Below are 15,043 nucleotides of genomic sequence, written 5' to 3' on the forward strand. Positions count from 1 at the left end.
CCGCGAGTAACCGCCGCGGTGGCGTGAACGGTGTCCGGTGCGAGATCTTGGAGAGTTAGGGCGCTATTTCAACCCTAAGCGTTCTAGATCCAAAGCCCGACACCGCAGCTGGTGACGCTGTGTCAGGATGCTGGCGGTGGTGGGGGCTTGTCCCGCGGAGCTGGCAGTGGACGGCCGGGGGTTTCGGCTCGCCCCGCGAGCCGCCGGCCGGGAGCGGTGCCCGCGGGAGCATACGGTCCGCAGCTGACGCGGACCTGGGAAAATTCCTGTCTCGGATTGACCGTGCATTGTGGCCGCCTGCTATAGGGGAGCAGAGCAAAGGGAACCGCGGAAACCTCACCGACCCCTGGCCGCCGACCCGGGGTAGCTCGAAAATTCAGGCGGCCGGGCCGTTGGGGCTGATGGCGCGGTAGCGGGAGAGCCACGCGACGAGCTCGTCCGCGGGCATCGGGCGGGCGTAAAACCAGCCCTGCGCGACGTGGCAGCCCGCCGAGTGAAGGAGGCGCCATGTGCGTTCGTCTTCGACGCCTTCGGCGACCACGCGGAGGCCGAGCGCGCCGGCCAGCTCGATCACCGAGCGGACGATCGCGGCGTCGTCGGCGTCGGTGGCCATGCCCAGGACGAACGAGCGGTCGACCTTGACCTCGGCCAGCGGCAGGCGGCGCAGGTGTTGCATGGACGAGTAGCCGGTGCCGAAGTCGTCGAGGGCGATCGCTACGCCGATCTTGTCCAGGCGGGCGATGGTGGCGAGGACGCGCCTGGGGTCGGCCATCAGGGCGCCCTCGGTGATCTCCAGCTGGAGGCGGTCGGCGGGGAGGGCGTAGCGGGTGAGGCGCTCGGCGATCTGGTCGGCGATCTCGCCGTCGTGGAGGTCGCGGACGCTGACGTTGAGCGCGGCGCGCAGGTTGAGGCCGGCGGCGGTCCACTTGGCGACCTGCTCGACCACGTCGTCGACGACCCGGCGGGTGAGCAGGCGCATCACCGCGCTCTGCTCGGCGACCCGGATCAGCTCCTCCGGGTCGACCATGCCGTGCCGCGGGTGGCGCCACCGCAGCAGGGCTTCGACGCCGACCACCTCGCCGGTGTCGATCGCGATCTGCGGCTGGTAGTACATGTTGATCTGGCGGTCGCCGGGGTGCTCCAGCGCGCGGCGCAGGTCGGCCAGCAGGCTGAGGCGTTCCGGGGAGTTGTGGTCGGACTCGGGCGCGTACACGGTGATGGTGTCGCCCCGGTGCTTCGCGTCGTACATCGCCACGTCGGCGTGCCGCAGCAGCGTGGCGAAGTCTTCGCCGTGGGCGGGGTAGACCGCGATGCCCATCGAGCCGGAGACGTCGAGTGGCAGGCCGTCGAGCGCGACCGGCTTGGCGAGCGCGCCCACCACCCGGGTGGCCAGGTCGCGCGCCTCGTCGACGCTGTTCAGGCAGGGTGCCAGGATCGCGAACTCGTCACCGCCGAGGCGGGCGACGACGTCACCGGGGCGTACGGCGCCGATGAGGCGGCTGCCCACCTCGACCAGCAGCCGGTCGCCGACCGCGTGGCCGAGCGCGTCGTTGACGTGCTTGAACCTGTCGAGGTCGAGCACCAGCAGCGCCAGGTGGCGCTCGGCCGCGCCCTTGGCGCCCCGCTCGGCATGTGCGGGCAGCTGGTCGGCCACCTCGCCGAGCAGGCCCTTGCGGTTGGCCAGGCCGGTGAGCGGGTCGACGCGGGAGAGGTGCTCCTGCTCGGCGGAGAGGCGGGCCATCCGGTAGACGGCGTAGAGCGGCACCACGACCAGCGGGATCAGCGCCGCGCTCGCCTCCGCGGCGGCCAGCAGCACCGGGCTGAGCAGCAGCAACGCGCCGATCGAGAGCAGCTCGAAGGCCAGCCCCTGGCGGAACATCGCCCACCATCGGCCGCCGAAGAGCAGGCGCACCGCGACGGTGACCGTGCTGTACTTGACCGCGAACCAGGCCGCCGCTGCCGCCCCCACCACGAGCACGTCGCCCCACCCGATGCGGGTGAGGTCGGCAAAGCGGCTCACCCCGTACGCGGCGGTGAGGGCGAGCGCGTACTGCGCGATGTTGAAAGCGGCCCGCCACCACACGTGGCGCATGCGCCACGAGGACACCACGACCGCCGCGGCCTGCACCGCCACCGCCGGCGCGAGGCCCCAGCCCAGCATGATGGCGAACGTGAAGCAGATGGACGGGAAGACCGCCGAGCTCTGCCGCCGCCCCGGTGGAGTGAAGGGCCGCGAGTCGACGAGCACGGCGAGTCCCGCCATCACCCAGAACGCGGCCGGAAGGTCGGGCAACTGCTCCGGCAGGCGGGCGAGCGGCGCCGCACACAGAAGGGCGGCCACCGTGATGACCGCCAATACGAATGAGAAAAATGGGCGAGCCCGTTCAGGGGGAACGGAGTTCCGCGACGCTGCGGCCTCCATGCACTCCTCCCGCCGACGCGCCTGTCCATGGCCGTCCACCACGATAGGTGTGGGAGCGTACCTGGCAGGGACCTTTCCCCATCAGCGTGACTGATTTGAGATCCAGGCGCGTCCTATTCGGCAGGTTGTTGCGCTATTTCTCGTGCCGCCTCCGGCCCCCGCTCGAGCAACACATCGAAACCGGCCTCGTCGAGCACCGGCACCTTCAGCGATACCGCCTTGTCGTACTTTGAGCCTGGATTGTCGCCGACAACGACGAAATCGGTCTTCTTCGATACGGAACCGCTCACTTTGCCGCCGCGCGTGGCGATCTCTTCGGTGGCCCGGTCGCGCGAGTACGTCGAAAGCGTGCCGGTCACCACGACCGTGAGCCCTTCGAGCGGGCGCGGGCCCTCGTCGACCTGCTCCTCCACCATGCGCACACCGGCCCGCCGCCACTTGTCGACCACCTCACGGTGCCAGTCGACCGTGAACCACTCGCGCAGGCTCTCGGCGATCGTCGGCCCCACGCCCTCGACCCCGGACAGCTCCTCCTGCGCCGCCTTCTCCACCGCGTCCATCGAGCGGAAGTGACGGGCCAACGCCTGCGCGGCGGTCGGGCCCACGTGCCGGATCGAGAGGGCGACGAGCACCCGCCAGAGCGGCCGCTCCTTCGCCTCTTCGAGGTTTTCCAGCAGCTTGACCGCATTGCTGCCGAGCGAGCCGTCCTTGTTGACGAAGAAGTCGGAGCGCTGGAGGTCGTCGGCGGTCAGCCCGAAGAGGTCGCCCTCGTCGTGGATGATGCCGGACTCCAGCAGCGCCACCGCCGCCTTGTAGCCCAGCACCTCGATGTCGAACGCGCCGCGCCCGGCCAGGTGGAACACCCGCTCGCGCAGCTGCGCCGGACAGGAACGGTTGTTGGGGCAGCGGATGTCGATGTCGCCCTCTTTGGCCGGCGCCAGCGGCGAATCGCACTCGGGGCACCGCTCCGGCATCTCGAACGCACGAGCGTCGTCGGGCCGCAGCTCCATGACCGGCCCCAGCACCTCGGGGATCACGTCGCCGGCCTTGCGGAGCACGACTGTGTCGCCGATCAGCACGCCCTTGCGCTCGACCTCGCGGGCATTGTGGAGGGTGGCCAGCGCAACCGTCGAGCCGGCCACCCGCACCGGCTCCAGCACCGCGTACGGCGTGACGCGGCCGGTGCGACCCACGTTGACCCGGATGTCGAGGAGCTTGGTGTTGACCTCCTCGGGCGGGTACTTGAACGCGATCGCCCAGCGCGGCGCCCGGCTCGTCGAGCCGAGCCGACCCTGGATGCCCACCGGGTCGACCTTGACGACCACCCCGTCGATCTCGTGCTCGACGTCGTGGCGGTGCTCGCGGTAGTACGCGATGTATTCGCGTACCCCATCCATGTCCGGCTTGACCTGCCAGCGCTCGCTGACCGGCAGGCCCCAGCCCTTCATCACCTCGTAGGCGGTGCTCTGCGCGGTCGGCTGGAACCCGCGCCGCGCGCCGATGCCGTGCACGACCATGCGGAGGCCGCGGGACGCGGTGATCCGGGGATCCTTCTGGCGGAGGCTGCCGGCGGCCGCGTTGCGCGGGTTGGCGAACGGCGCCTTGCCCTGCTCCACAAGGCTCGCGTTGAGGTCGCCGAAGGCGGAGACCGGGAAGTAGACCTCGCCGCGCACCTCGACGAGCTCGGGCACGCCGTCGCCGGCCAGCCGCTCGGGCACGTCGCGAATGGTGCGCACGTTGGGCGTGACGTCTTCGCCGGTGCGCCCGTCGCCGCGGGTGGCGGCGCGCACGAGGCGGCCCTTCTCGTACGTCAAATTGATCGCAAGCCCGTCGACCTTGAGCTCGCACAGGTAGGGCACCGGCCCGCCGGCGTCCCGCTCGACCCGCTCGGCCCAGGCGGAGAGCTCGTCGTCGTCGAACGAGTTGTCCAGCGACATCATCCGCTCGGCGTGCTCGACCGGCGTGAACTGCGTCGAGAACGTGCCACCCACGCGCTGGGTCGGCGAGTCGGGGGTGCGGAGCGCGGGAAACTCCTCCTCGATCGCCTCCAGCTCGCGCAGCATCCGGTCGAAGTCGGCGTCCGAGATGGTCGGCGCGTCGAGCACGTAATACCGGTACTGATGGTCGGAGAGCTCGGCGGCGAGCGCGGCGTGGCGCTCGCGGACATCGGCCGGCGGCTCTTTGCCCGCCGCCGCGACCTGCTCCGGGGTGACCTGCTGCGGGATGACTTCCTCAGACACCTCTGCACCGTAACCGCTGGGTACGACTAACGTGACTCACCATGAGTGAGCCGACCAAGATCTTGCTCGACGAGTCGGAGCTGCCTCGTCGCTGGTACAACGTGCTCGCCGACCTGCCGAGCCCCCCGCCGCCGGTCCTGCACCCCGGCACGCTCCAGCCGGTCGGTCCGGACGACCTCGCGCCGCTCTTCCCGATGGACCTGATCCTCCAGGAGGTGGCCACCGAGCGGTACGTGGACATCCCCGCCGACGTGCTCGACGTCTACAAGCTCTGGCGCCCGTCACCCCTCTACCGCGCGCACCGGCTGGAGAAGGCGCTCGGCACCCCCGCCAAGATCTTCTACAAGTACGAGGGCGTCTCGCCCGCCGGCTCGCACAAGCCCAACACGGCGGTGCCGCAGGCGTACTACAACGCGGCCGCCGGCATCCGCCGCCTCACCACCGAGACCGGCGCCGGCCAGTGGGGCACCGCGCTCGCGTTCGCCTGCTCGCAGTACGGGCTGGACTGTGAGGTGTGGCAGGTACGCGCCTCGTACGACCAGAAGCCGTACCGGAAGATCATGATTGAGCTGTTCGGCGGCGTGATCCACCCGTCCCCTTCGGACCTGACCGCGGCCGGCCGCGCGGTGCTGGCCGCGCACCCCGACTCGCCCGGCTCGCTCGGCATCGCGATCTCCGAGGCGGTCGAGGTCGCCGCCCAGCACCCGGACACCAACTACGCGCTGGGCAGCGTGCTCAACCACGTTCTGCTGCACCAGACCGTGATCGGTGAGGAGGCGATCGCCCAGTTCGCCAAGGTAGGCCTCACACCCGACGTGATCGTCGGCTGCACCGGCGGCGGCTCCAACTTCGGCGGCCTCGCGTTTCCCTTCCTGCGCGAGAAGCTGGCCGGCCGCATGGACGTCACGATCCGCGCCGTCGAGCCGGCGAGCTGCCCGTCGCTGACCAAGGGCGTATACGCGTACGACTTCGGCGACACCGCCGGCATGACCCCGCTGATGAAGATGCACACGCTCGGCCACGACTTCATCCCCGACCCGATCCACGCCGGCGGCCTGCGCTACCACGGTATGTCGCCGCTCATCTCGCACGTGTACGAGCTGGGCCTGATCGAGGCGGTGTCGAAGACCCAGCGGGAATGCTTCGAGGCGGGCGTAAGATTCGCCCGCACCGAGGGCATCGTGCCGGCCCCCGAGCCCACGCACGCGCTGGCGGCCTGCGTCGAGGAGGCGCTGCGCTGCAAGGAGACCGGCGAGGAGAAGGTGATCCTGACCGCGCTCTGCGGCCACGGCCACCTCGACCTGGCCGCCTACGGCGCGTACCTGGCCGGCGACCTCGTCGACCACGAGCTCTCCGAGACCGAGGTGGCGACGTCAGTCGCCGCCCTGCCCAAGGTGCCCGCCTAGATCGTGGTACCTGGCTGTGGCCCTGGATACAGCCACATACCACGATCCGCTCTGGTCAGACCTCTTGGAGGCGTTGGGCGGCCTCGCGGACGGCGGTCAGCGCGCGGCGGGCCTCCGCCGGTGACGAGCCGGCGAGGCCGCAGGCCGGGGTGACCACGACCTGGTCGGGCAGGCGCTGCTCGGGAAAGCCGAGCTGCCGCCACACGCCGCGCACCTGGTCGGCGACAGCGGCCGACGTGGTCTGGGCGGACCCGGCGAAGAGGCCCAGCCCGGCGTCGATCGCCTCGCCGAGCGGGTCGAGCTTGTCCACAAGGGACACGTCCAGCGCGACGGCCGCCGCTCCGCTCGCCCGCACCACGTCGAGGGGCACGGCCGGGGCGCAGCAGTGCAGGACGACCGGCGCACCGGCCGCCTCGACCACCGTGCGGAGCAGTGAGCCGGCGGTCGACGGCTCGATCGAGCGGTACGTGTGCAGCCCGCTGTCCGTCGCGATCCGGCCGGCCAGTGCGTCCGGCAGCGACGGCTCGTCGAGCTGGAGCAGCACGGTGGCGGCCGGCAGCCGGCGGCGGACGTCGGCCACGTGCGCGCGCAAGCCGTCGGCCAGCGACTCGCTCACGTCGCGTACCGCACCGTGGTCGCGCAGGATGCGGCCGCCGAGCGCGAGGTCGATGTTGGCGGCGAGGGTGAGCGGCCCGGCCGCCTGCACCTTGAACGTCCCGTCGAACTCCGCCGCCTGCTCGGCCATCTGGTCGAGGTCGCGTTCGAGCAGGTCGAGGGCGCGTCGGCGGTCGCGACCCGGGCGGGCGGCCACTCGCCAGCGGGCCGCGTACAGCTCGACGGGCAGCTCCACGAGGAACGCGGCGCTCCGCCCGATGATGTCCGCGCCCGGACCGCGGGCCGGCAGCTCGGGCAGGTGTGGGAGGTCGGGCAGCTCGCCGAGCACGGTCTTCTGCGCCTCGGTGATGTCGGTGCCGGGCAGCGAGCCGATGCCCGTCGCGGATCCGCGCGGCCAGGGGTAACCGCCGGCGCGAGCGTGCGCGGACGGTGCTTGCCCACGATCGCGGTGAGCGAGCGGGCCAGGAATGTCAGTCACGGCTGCCAATCGTCGCCGAACCAAGGACCACGTCGCCGGCCGGGTCGGGACGGTACGCGACGAGCGCCTGCCCGGCCGCCACTCCCCGCGCCGGGCGCCGCAGCGAGGCGAGCATGCGGCCGCCGGCCAGCTCCACCGTCGCCGGCACGACCTCGCCGTGCGCGCGCAGCTGCACCTCGCACTCGATCGGCCCGTCCGGCGCCGGACCGCCCGTCCACACCGGACGGTCGGCGGCCACCTCCGAGACGTCGAGCATGTCGGCCGGGCCGACGGTCACGGTGTTGGTGACCGGCGTGATCGAGAGGACGTAGCGCGGCCGCCCGTCGGCCGCCGGCTCCTGGAGGGCGAGGCCGCGGCGCTGCCCCACCGTGTACGCGTACGCCCCGCTGTGCGCGCCGAGCACCGCGCCGGTGCGCGCGTCGACGATGTCGCCGGGCGTCTCACCGAGCCGGTCGGCGAGGAAGCGGCGGGTGTCGCCGTCGGCGATGAAGCAGATGTCGTGCGAATCCGGCTTGTCGGCCACCGCCAGCCCGCGCTCGGCCGCCTCCGCGCGCACCTGCGCCTTGGTCGAGTCGCCGAGCGGGAACATCGACCGGTCGAGCTGGTCACGGCGGAGCACGGCCAGCACGTACGACTGGTCCTTGGCCAGGTCGACGCTCCGCCGCAGCAGGCCGTCCGCCCCGAGACGCGCGTGGTGGCCGGTCACCACCGCGTCGAAACCGAGGGCCACCGCCCGGTCGAGCACCGCGGCAAACTTGATCTTTTCGTTGCAGCGCAGGCAGGGATTGGGGGTACGGCCCGCCGCGTACTCGGCCACGAAGTCGTCCACCACGTCTTCGTGGAAGCGGTCGGCCATGTCCCACACGTAGAAGGGGATGCCGATCACGTCGGCGGCCCGGCGGGCGTCGCGGGCGTCTTCCAGCGTGCAGCACCCGCGGGCGCCGGAGCGGTAGGTCTGCGGGTTGCGCGCCAGCGCCAGGTGTACACCGGTGACGTCGTGCCCGGCCTCGGCCGCCCGCGCGGCGGCCACCGCCGAGTCGACCCCACCGGACATCGCGGCCAGGACTCTCACCCGACAACCGTAACCGGACCCTCTTCTTCCACGAAGTCGAGGAAGGCCTTGGCGAGGGCGGAGGGGCGGCCGCCGGGGCGGTGACCGATGCGCACGACGCGGGGCGCGCGGGGGCGGAGCGGGATCGCCACGACGCCCGGCGGGTCGCCCTCGAGCATGAGCGAGGGCAGCATCGACACGCCCATGCCGGCGCGGACCATCGTCACGATCGTGCTGAGCTGGGTGACCCGGTGCGCGGAGCGAAATGGCAGCCCATGGCTCGCGAAGATCGACTCGACCACCGGCTGGCATCCGCTCTTGCTGGTGACGAAGGCGTCGTCGACAAGCTCCTCGACGTGCACGCTCGCCTCGCCGGCCAGCGGATGCTCGGGGTGCAGCAGCACGACGAACTCGTCCTCCGCCAGCACCGGCCCCTCGACCGTGCCGAGGCCGACGACCACGCAGCTCAGGTCGACGAGCCCGCGCTCCAGCCAGTCGACCATCTCGTCGTCGGTGCCCTCCAGCAGCGACACGCGCGCCGCGGGATGGCGCTTGGCGAAGCGGCGCTGGAGAGCGGGGAGCACGGCGAGGTTGGTGCTCGGCATGCCGCCCAGCCGCAGCTCGCCGACCAGCTCGCCGGCGCTGGCGGCGGCCCGCTCGGCGACCCGGTCGGCCGCCCGCACCGCCTCGCGCGCGTCGTCGACCACCGCCTTGCCCACGGCGGTGAGCACCGCGCCCACCCGGTCGCGGTCGACGAGGCGCTGGCCGAGCTCGCGCTCCAGCGCGGCGACGGCGTGCGAGACGGCCGACTGGGTCAGCCCCAGGTCGACCGCCGCCCGGGTGAAGCCGCCCCGGTCGGCCACCGCGACAAGGGCGCGCAGCTGGGCGAGGTGCATGCAGACTCCTCATGCTGGCTATGAGTCACATGAGTTTGACTTGTGGATGCACCACAGCGTACCCCTGAAGGCATGTCTCGCAAGGACCTGGCGATCCTGCTGTCGGTCGCCGCCGTGTTCGGCGCCTCGTTTCTGTTCATCCGGGTCGCCTCCCCGGTCCTCGGCCCGCTGCCGGTCTCCGCCGGCCGGGTGGCGCTCGGCGCGCTGGTGCCGCTGGTGCTGATCGCGGTGACCCGCCAGCGCCTGGCCGCCGAGCTGCGCGGGCGCTACCGCGACCTGCTGGTGGTCGGTTTCCTGCTGGCGGCGCTCCCGTTCACGCTCTTCGCCGCGGCCGAGCTGCGCCTGCCCGCCTCGCTGGCCGCCGTGCTCAACGCCACCACACCGATCTGGGGCATCGTGGTGGCCCGCATCTGGCTGGGGCAGGCGGCCAGCGCCCGGCGCCTGATCGGCGGCGCGGTCGGCCTGGCCGGGGTCGCCGCCGCGGTCGGGCTCGGCACGCTCCCGCTCGACGCCGGCACGCTGGCCGCCACCGGCGCCTGCCTGGTCGCCTCCCTCTCGTACGCGGTGGGCAGCGTCTGGACCTCGCGCCGGCTGGGCGGCACCCCGCCGTACGTGCTCGCCGCCGGCCAGCAGATCGGCGCCGCGGTGCTACTCGCCGGCCCGGTCACGGTCGCCGGCACCGCGCACCCGCCCACGGCCGAGGCGCTGGCGGCGGTGGCGGCGCTCGGGCTGGTCTGCACCGGGCTGGCGTTCGTGCTGTGGTTTCGCCTGCTCGCGCGGGTCGGCCCGGTCGCCGCCGTGACGGTGACGCTGCTCGCCCCGGTCTTCGGTGTGCTGTGGGGCGCCGCGTTCCTGGACGAGCCGGTCACTCCCGGCCTGGTGGGCGGCATGGCCGCGGTGCTGGCCGGCGTCTACCTGATCGTCGGCAAGCCGCCGGCGGCACCCGTGAAGGCCGCGCCCGAGCAGGCCGTGGCCGCACCCGCCGCTACGCGGTGATCAGACCTCCAGCGGCACCGGGTGGATCTCGTCGGCCGGGTGCCCGGCACGCTCGTGGATCCGCTGCACGGAGGCCTTGTCCGGCGCCTCCGACAGGCAGTAGACGACGCCGGACTCCGGGTCGGCCCAGGCGTGTTCGAAGCGGACCCCTTCCTGGTCCTGGATCCGCAGGTCGGCCTCGTGCGCCTCGTGGAGCTGGTCCGGCGTGATGCCGACCATGCCCCGGTGGACGTCCATGAACTTGGCCATCAGTCCGCCCTCCTGTGATAGACGTCACCCTGAGCGTAGGCGCAGGCATGATCTCGTGACGCCAGGTTTGGCGAACGGGCCTCAGCGCGCGGCGGCCCGCCGGGCCCGCTCCACGGCGCCGGGGAGGGCGGCGACCAGCGCGTCCACGTCGGCGCGGGTCGAGGTGTGGCCGAGTGTGAACCGCAGCGAGGACCGTGCCCGGTCGTCGTCGGCGCCCATCGCGAGCAGCACGTGCGACGGCTGGGCCACCCCCGCGGAGCAGGCCGAACCGGTCGAGCAGGCGATGTCCTGCGCGTCGAGCAGGAGCAGCAGCGCATCGCCCTCGCAGCCCGGGAACGACAAGTGCGCGTTGCCGGGGAGGCGCTCGGTCGGGTCGCCGTTGTAGACGACGTCGGGCACCGCGTGCCGTACCCGGGAAACCAGGTCGTCGCGGAGGACGCTGAGCTTGCCCGCGGTCTCCTGCTGGGTCTTGACCGCGGCCTCGACCGCGACGGCGAAGGCGGCGATGGCGGGCACGTCGAGCGTGCCGGAACGCACGTCGCGCTCCTGGCCGCCGCCGTGCAGCAGCGGCGTGCACGCGACGTCGCGGCCGAGCAGCAGCGCGCCGACGCCGGTGGGGCCGCCCAGCTTGTGGCCGCTGATGGTGAGCGCCGCCGCCCCGCTCGCGGCGAAGTCGACCGGCACCTGGCCGGCGGCCTGCACCGCGTCGGTGTGAAACGGCACGCCGGCCTCGGCGGCCAGCGCGGCGAGCGCGGCCACCGGCTGGAGGGTGCCCACCTCGTTGTTGGCCCACATGGCGGTGACGACCGTCACCTGGTCGCCGGCCTCCTCCAGCACGGAGTGGAGCGCCTCGACCGGCACACGCCCCTGTGCGTCGACCGGGAGCCAGGTGACGTCGGCGCCTTCGTGCTCCTCCAGCCAGCGCACCGAGTCGAGCACGGCGTGGTGCTCGACGGCGCTGGCGACCACCCTGTTACGACCGGCGGCGGCGTCGCGGCGGGCCCAGTGGATGCCCTTGACCGCGAGGTTGTCGCTCTCCGTGCCGCTGCCCGTGAAGATCACCTCCGACGGGCGGGCGCCGAGCGCGGCGGCGATCCGCTCGCGCGACTCCTCGACCGTGCGGCGGGCCCGCCGCCCCGGCGCGTGCAGCGACGAAGCGTTTCCTACGTCGCGGGCGGCGGCGACATATGCCTCGATCGCCTCGCTGAGCATCGGCGTGGTCGCGGCGTGATCCATGTAGGCCATCGCATATCAGCCTAATGCGCCGGGCCGGGGACTAGCCCCGGCCCGGCGTGTGACGTACGCACGTCCTATTTACGCTTGCGGATCTCCTCGGCCGCCTGCGGCACCACCTTGAACAGGTCGCCCACCACGCCGAAGTCGGCCAGCTCGAAGATCGGCGCCTCGGCGTCCTTGTTGACCGCCACGATCGTCTTCGAGGTCTGCATGCCCGCGCGGTGCTGGATGGCACCGGAGATGCCCAGCGCCACGTACAGCTGCGGGGACACCGTCTTGCCCGTCTGCCCCACCTGGAACTGGTGCGGGTAGAAGCCCGAGTCGACCGCGGCCCGGGACGCGCCCACCGCCCCGCCGAGCAGGTCGGCGAGCTCCTCGACGAGCTTGAAGTTGTCTTCGCTGCCCACACCGCGGCCGCCGGAGACGACCACCGACGCCTCGGTCAGCTCGGGCCGCGCGCCCTTGGGCTCGACCTTCCGCTCGACCACGCGGGCGAGCTTGGCCGAGTCGTCGAGCGCGACCTCCAGCGGCGCCACCTCGGCGGTGGCCGGGGCCGGCGCCGGGGTCAGCGAGTTGGGGCGCACGGTGACCAGCGGCAGCCCGCGCGTCACGCGCGACTTTACGATCGTGGAGCCGGCGAACACCGTCTGCGAGGCCACCCCGTCCGGCGACAGCCCGGTGATGTCGGTGAGCAGCCCGTTGTCGAGCTTCACCGCGAGCCGGCCGGCGATCTCCTTGCCCTCCTGGGTGGAGCCGAGCAGCACCGCCGCCGGCGACACCGACCGCACCAGGTCGGCGACTGCGGCGGCCTTCGGCGCGACAAGGTAACCGTCCAGGTCGGAGCTCTCGCCGGCGTAGACCTTCGCGGCGCCGTACTCGCTCAGCTTGTCGACCAGCGGCGCGGCCGCACCGGGGCCGCCGAGGACGACCGCCACGGGCGTGCCCAGCTCACGTGCCAGCGTGAGCATCTCGAGGGTGACCTTCTTGACCTCGCCGCCGGAGTGCTCGACGACGACCAGAACCTCAGCCATTGAGCTCTCCTCAGACGAACTTCTCGGAGGCGAGGAACTCGACCAGCTTGACGCCGCCCTCGCCCTCGTCGTTGATCTTCTGCCCACCGGAACGCGGCGGCCGCTTGCTGTGCTCCACCACGGCCGAGGTGGCGCCGTCGGTGCCCACCTCGCTCGTCGCGATGCCCAGGTCGGCCAGTGAGAGCGTCTGCACCGGCTTCTTCTTCGCCGCCATGATCCCCTTGAACGAGGGGTAGCGCGGCTCGTTGATCGTGTCCCACACCGAGACGATCGCGGGCGTCGAGGCGGCCACCACCTCGTACCCCTCCTCGGTCTGCCGCTCGATCGTGAGCGACGTGCCGTCGACGGTGAGCTTGCGGGCGCCGGTGAGCGCCGCGATGCCCATCCGCTCGGCCAGCATGTGCGGCATCACCTGCACCCGGCCGTCGGTCGACTCGGCGCCGCAGAGCACCAGGTCGGCGTTGAGCGTGCCGAGCGCGGCGGCCAGCACCTTCGAGGTGGCCAGCGCGCACGAGCCGTGCAGCGCGTCGTCGAGCACGTGCACCGCCCGGTCCGGGCCCATCGACAGCGCCTTGCGGATCGACTCGGACGCGCCCTCCGGGCCCATGGTGAGGATCGTTACCTCGCCGCCGTGCGCGTCCTGGATCCGCAACGCCTCCTCGATGGCGTACTCGTCCATCTCGTTTATGACGTTGCTCGCCGACCCCCGGTCGACCGTGTTGTCGTCAGCACGCAGGGAGCGCTCCGCGCTGGAGTCGGGCACCTGCTTGACGAGTACGACGATGTTCATCGCGCTTCCAGGACCTCCTGCTTGGGTTAACGCACGTTAACTGAAGTTACCCACCGTCTAACTTACTCGCCAGTAATAGTGGGATCCGACACGACCCCCACCGCCGCCTTGACCTTGGCCAACGCGTCTGCTTCGCGGGCGTTGACTCCGTGCGCGGCGTGGGCGGCCTGCTCGACCGCGGCGACCACCGCGGCCTGGTAGTTGTCCACCTCGGACGGCGCCTTGGCCCGCAGGATCGCCACCGACCGCTCCAGCGCGGGCAGGACGAACGCCTCCACCTCGGCCGTCGACGCGCGCGGGAGCTTGGGCAGCGGCCCGGTGGTCAGCACCTCCTTGACCAGCCCGGTCGCACCGGCCAGCGCGTCGGAGGCGGCGAAGCTCTCCTTGAGCATCGCGAAGAACCCCGGGTCGGCGTCGGAGACCAGGTAGACCGCGCCGAACGCGGCCATCTTGAGCGTGGACTTTTCCTCGGTGGTCAGCTCGGTCACGTCCACAGGTTACGGCCGTGGCCGCCGGGATAATCAGAGGCGTGCTGGGCGCGATCAAGCAGTGGTTCGACCCGGAGGAGGTGCGCCGGGTCGGCACGACGCCCGACTACCGCTTCTCGCTGGCCAACGAGCGCACGTTCCTGGCCTGGATCCGCACGGGTCTGGCGCTTGTCGCGGGCGGGCTGGCCACCGCGCAGTTCCTGCCGCCGCTGCCGATCGCCCATCTGCGCGAGGTGATCGCTGTCGCGCTGCTGCTGCTCGGCGGCGCCGTGGCCGTACGCGCGGTGGACCGGTGGGCGCGCACCGAGCGGGCCATGCGCCTGGGTCGCGACCTGCCCGCCTCCCGCTTCCCCGCGCTGCTCGCGATCCTCGTCGGCATCGGGGCCGCCCTGCTCGTGGTGGCCGTCCTAGTGCAGGCCTTCGAGTGAGCGATCCCGGGCTCTCGCGCGAGCGCACCGGGCTCGCGTGGTTGCGTACGCTCCTTCTCGCCGCCGGCGTGGCGATCCTCGCCGCCCGGATGGCCGCCACGCACGGTGACCCGCTGATCGTCGCGCTGGCCCTCGCCGGCTGGACCGCGCTCTTCGCCGTGGCGTTCCGGCGCTACCGGTCGCGACGCGCCGGCCCTGGCCCCGCCCTCCCCCTCTTCGCGCTGTTCACCGCCGGGTACGCGGCCCTCGGCACGCTGCTGGTGCTGGACAGTTAGCCAGGGTGGCCATCAGGGGCCATCATTGCGGGATGGCCCGCCTGTACGTGCTCCTCTTCCTGGTGCAGATCGTCCTCGCCGTCATCGCGCTCATCAGCTGCCTGTCGGCCGAGGAAGACGAGATCCGGGCGCTGCCGCGCCTGGTCTGGGTGCTGATCATCCTGTTCTTCCCGCTGATCGGTTCGATCGCCTGGTTCCTGGCCGGCCGGCCGGCACGGGAGAGAGCACCGGGCGGCGGATGGCACGTGGGCGGTCACGAGCCCAGGCGGCGGCCGGCGGCGCCCGACGACGACCCGGAGTTTCTCAACTCGCTCGACGCCGGCACGTCGCAGCAGGACCGCGAGCTGTTCGAAAAGTGGGAGGAAGATCTGCGCCGCCGGGAGGACGAGCTGCGCCGACGCGACACCGGCGAGGAGAGCACCTCGTAGGAGCGCCTGGCCAC

At 72.1% G+C, this 15,043-nt stretch carries 15 protein-coding genes; 5 read left to right on the top strand and 10 right to left on the bottom strand.

Going from position 1 to position 15,043, the window contains the following annotated elements:
* Window positions 1–376: 376 nt before the first annotated feature.
* On the bottom strand, window positions 377–2,422 hold the full coding sequence (locus tag ACTMTJ_RS41320) for a putative bifunctional diguanylate cyclase/phosphodiesterase (RefSeq protein WP_441224223.1): 2,046 nt from the start codon (window positions 2,420–2,422) through the stop codon (window positions 377–379).
* A 113-nt stretch (window positions 2,423–2,535) separates the two neighbouring features.
* A complete protein-coding gene (ligA, locus tag ACTMTJ_RS41325; RefSeq protein WP_441224224.1) occupies window positions 2,536–4,662 on the bottom strand; it encodes an NAD-dependent DNA ligase LigA in 2,127 nt (708 codons plus the stop codon).
* Between the two features lie 41 nt (window positions 4,663–4,703).
* On the opposite strand from ligA, the gene ACTMTJ_RS41330 reads away from it, so the two are divergent.
* Complete coding sequence (locus ACTMTJ_RS41330; protein WP_441224225.1) at window positions 4,704–6,068, top strand: TrpB-like pyridoxal phosphate-dependent enzyme; 1,365 nt, start codon at window positions 4,704–4,706, stop codon at window positions 6,066–6,068.
* Window positions 6,069–6,123: 55 nt separating this feature from the next.
* Here ACTMTJ_RS41330 and ACTMTJ_RS41335 read toward each other — a convergent pair whose 3' ends face one another.
* The 3 genes from ACTMTJ_RS41335 to ACTMTJ_RS41345 form a co-directional block, all read right to left on the bottom strand.
* Window positions 6,124–7,056 (bottom strand): methionine synthase, encoded by a 933-nt coding sequence (locus ACTMTJ_RS41335; RefSeq protein ID WP_441224286.1) that lies wholly within the window; start codon window positions 7,054–7,056, stop codon window positions 6,124–6,126.
* Window positions 7,057–7,153: 97 nt separating this feature from the next.
* Window positions 7,154–8,233, bottom strand: coding sequence for a tRNA 2-thiouridine(34) synthase MnmA (gene mnmA / locus ACTMTJ_RS41340; protein WP_441224226.1), 1,080 nt, complete (start codon window positions 8,231–8,233; stop codon window positions 7,154–7,156).
* A complete protein-coding gene (locus tag ACTMTJ_RS41345; protein WP_441224227.1) occupies window positions 8,230–9,108 on the bottom strand; it encodes a LysR family transcriptional regulator in 879 nt (292 codons plus the stop codon). Before ACTMTJ_RS41345 ends, mnmA begins: the two co-directional genes overlap by 4 nt.
* 72 nt (window positions 9,109–9,180) lie before the next feature.
* Between ACTMTJ_RS41345 and ACTMTJ_RS41350 the strand changes: the two genes are divergently transcribed.
* Window positions 9,181–10,104 carry a DMT family transporter gene (locus ACTMTJ_RS41350; protein WP_441224228.1) on the top strand — a complete coding sequence of 308 codons (924 nt, stop codon included), beginning with the start codon at window positions 9,181–9,183 and terminating at the stop codon, window positions 10,102–10,104.
* On the opposite strand, the gene ACTMTJ_RS41355 is transcribed toward ACTMTJ_RS41350, so the two are convergent.
* From ACTMTJ_RS41355 to ACTMTJ_RS41375, 5 genes are all read right to left on the bottom strand, one after another.
* Window positions 10,105–10,353, bottom strand: coding sequence for an SCO4226 family nickel-binding protein (locus tag ACTMTJ_RS41355; protein ID WP_441224229.1), 249 nt, complete (start codon window positions 10,351–10,353; stop codon window positions 10,105–10,107).
* A gap of 81 nt (window positions 10,354–10,434) precedes the next feature.
* Complete coding sequence (locus ACTMTJ_RS41360; RefSeq protein ID WP_441224230.1) at window positions 10,435–11,598, bottom strand: cysteine desulfurase family protein; 1,164 nt, start codon at window positions 11,596–11,598, stop codon at window positions 10,435–10,437.
* 65 nt (window positions 11,599–11,663) lie between these two features.
* Window positions 11,664–12,620, bottom strand: a complete 957-nt coding sequence (locus ACTMTJ_RS41365) for an electron transfer flavoprotein subunit alpha/FixB family protein (RefSeq protein ID WP_441224231.1) — start codon at window positions 12,618–12,620, stop codon at window positions 11,664–11,666.
* Window positions 12,621–12,630: 10 nt separating this feature from the next.
* Window positions 12,631–13,410: an electron transfer flavoprotein subunit beta/FixA family protein gene (locus tag ACTMTJ_RS41370; RefSeq protein ID WP_441224232.1), complete on the bottom strand. Its 780-nt coding sequence runs from the start codon at window positions 13,408–13,410 to the stop codon at window positions 12,631–12,633.
* 62 nt (window positions 13,411–13,472) lie between these two features.
* On the bottom strand, window positions 13,473–13,859 hold the full coding sequence (locus ACTMTJ_RS41375; protein WP_441224287.1) for a hypothetical protein: 387 nt from the start codon (window positions 13,857–13,859) through the stop codon (window positions 13,473–13,475).
* A gap of 80 nt (window positions 13,860–13,939) precedes the next feature.
* On the opposite strand from ACTMTJ_RS41375, the gene ACTMTJ_RS41380 reads away from it, so the two are divergent.
* From ACTMTJ_RS41380 to ACTMTJ_RS41390, 3 genes are read left to right on the top strand one after another with little or no spacing between them, the layout of a single operon-like run.
* Window positions 13,940–14,326, top strand: coding sequence for a YidH family protein (locus tag ACTMTJ_RS41380; RefSeq protein ID WP_441224233.1), 387 nt, complete (start codon window positions 13,940–13,942; stop codon window positions 14,324–14,326).
* A complete protein-coding gene (locus tag ACTMTJ_RS41385; RefSeq protein WP_441224234.1) occupies window positions 14,323–14,601 on the top strand; it encodes a DUF202 domain-containing protein in 279 nt (92 codons plus the stop codon). Before ACTMTJ_RS41380 ends, ACTMTJ_RS41385 begins: the two co-directional genes overlap by 4 nt.
* Before the next feature lie 32 nt (window positions 14,602–14,633).
* Window positions 14,634–15,029 (top strand): PLD nuclease N-terminal domain-containing protein, encoded by a 396-nt coding sequence (locus ACTMTJ_RS41390; protein ID WP_441224235.1) that lies wholly within the window; start codon window positions 14,634–14,636, stop codon window positions 15,027–15,029.
* The last annotated feature ends 14 nt before the right edge of the window (window positions 15,030–15,043 follow it).

The sequence above is a fragment of the Phytohabitans sp. LJ34 genome (assembly GCF_052068095.1).
Taxonomy (GTDB): Bacteria; Actinomycetota; Actinomycetes; order Mycobacteriales; family Micromonosporaceae; genus Phytohabitans.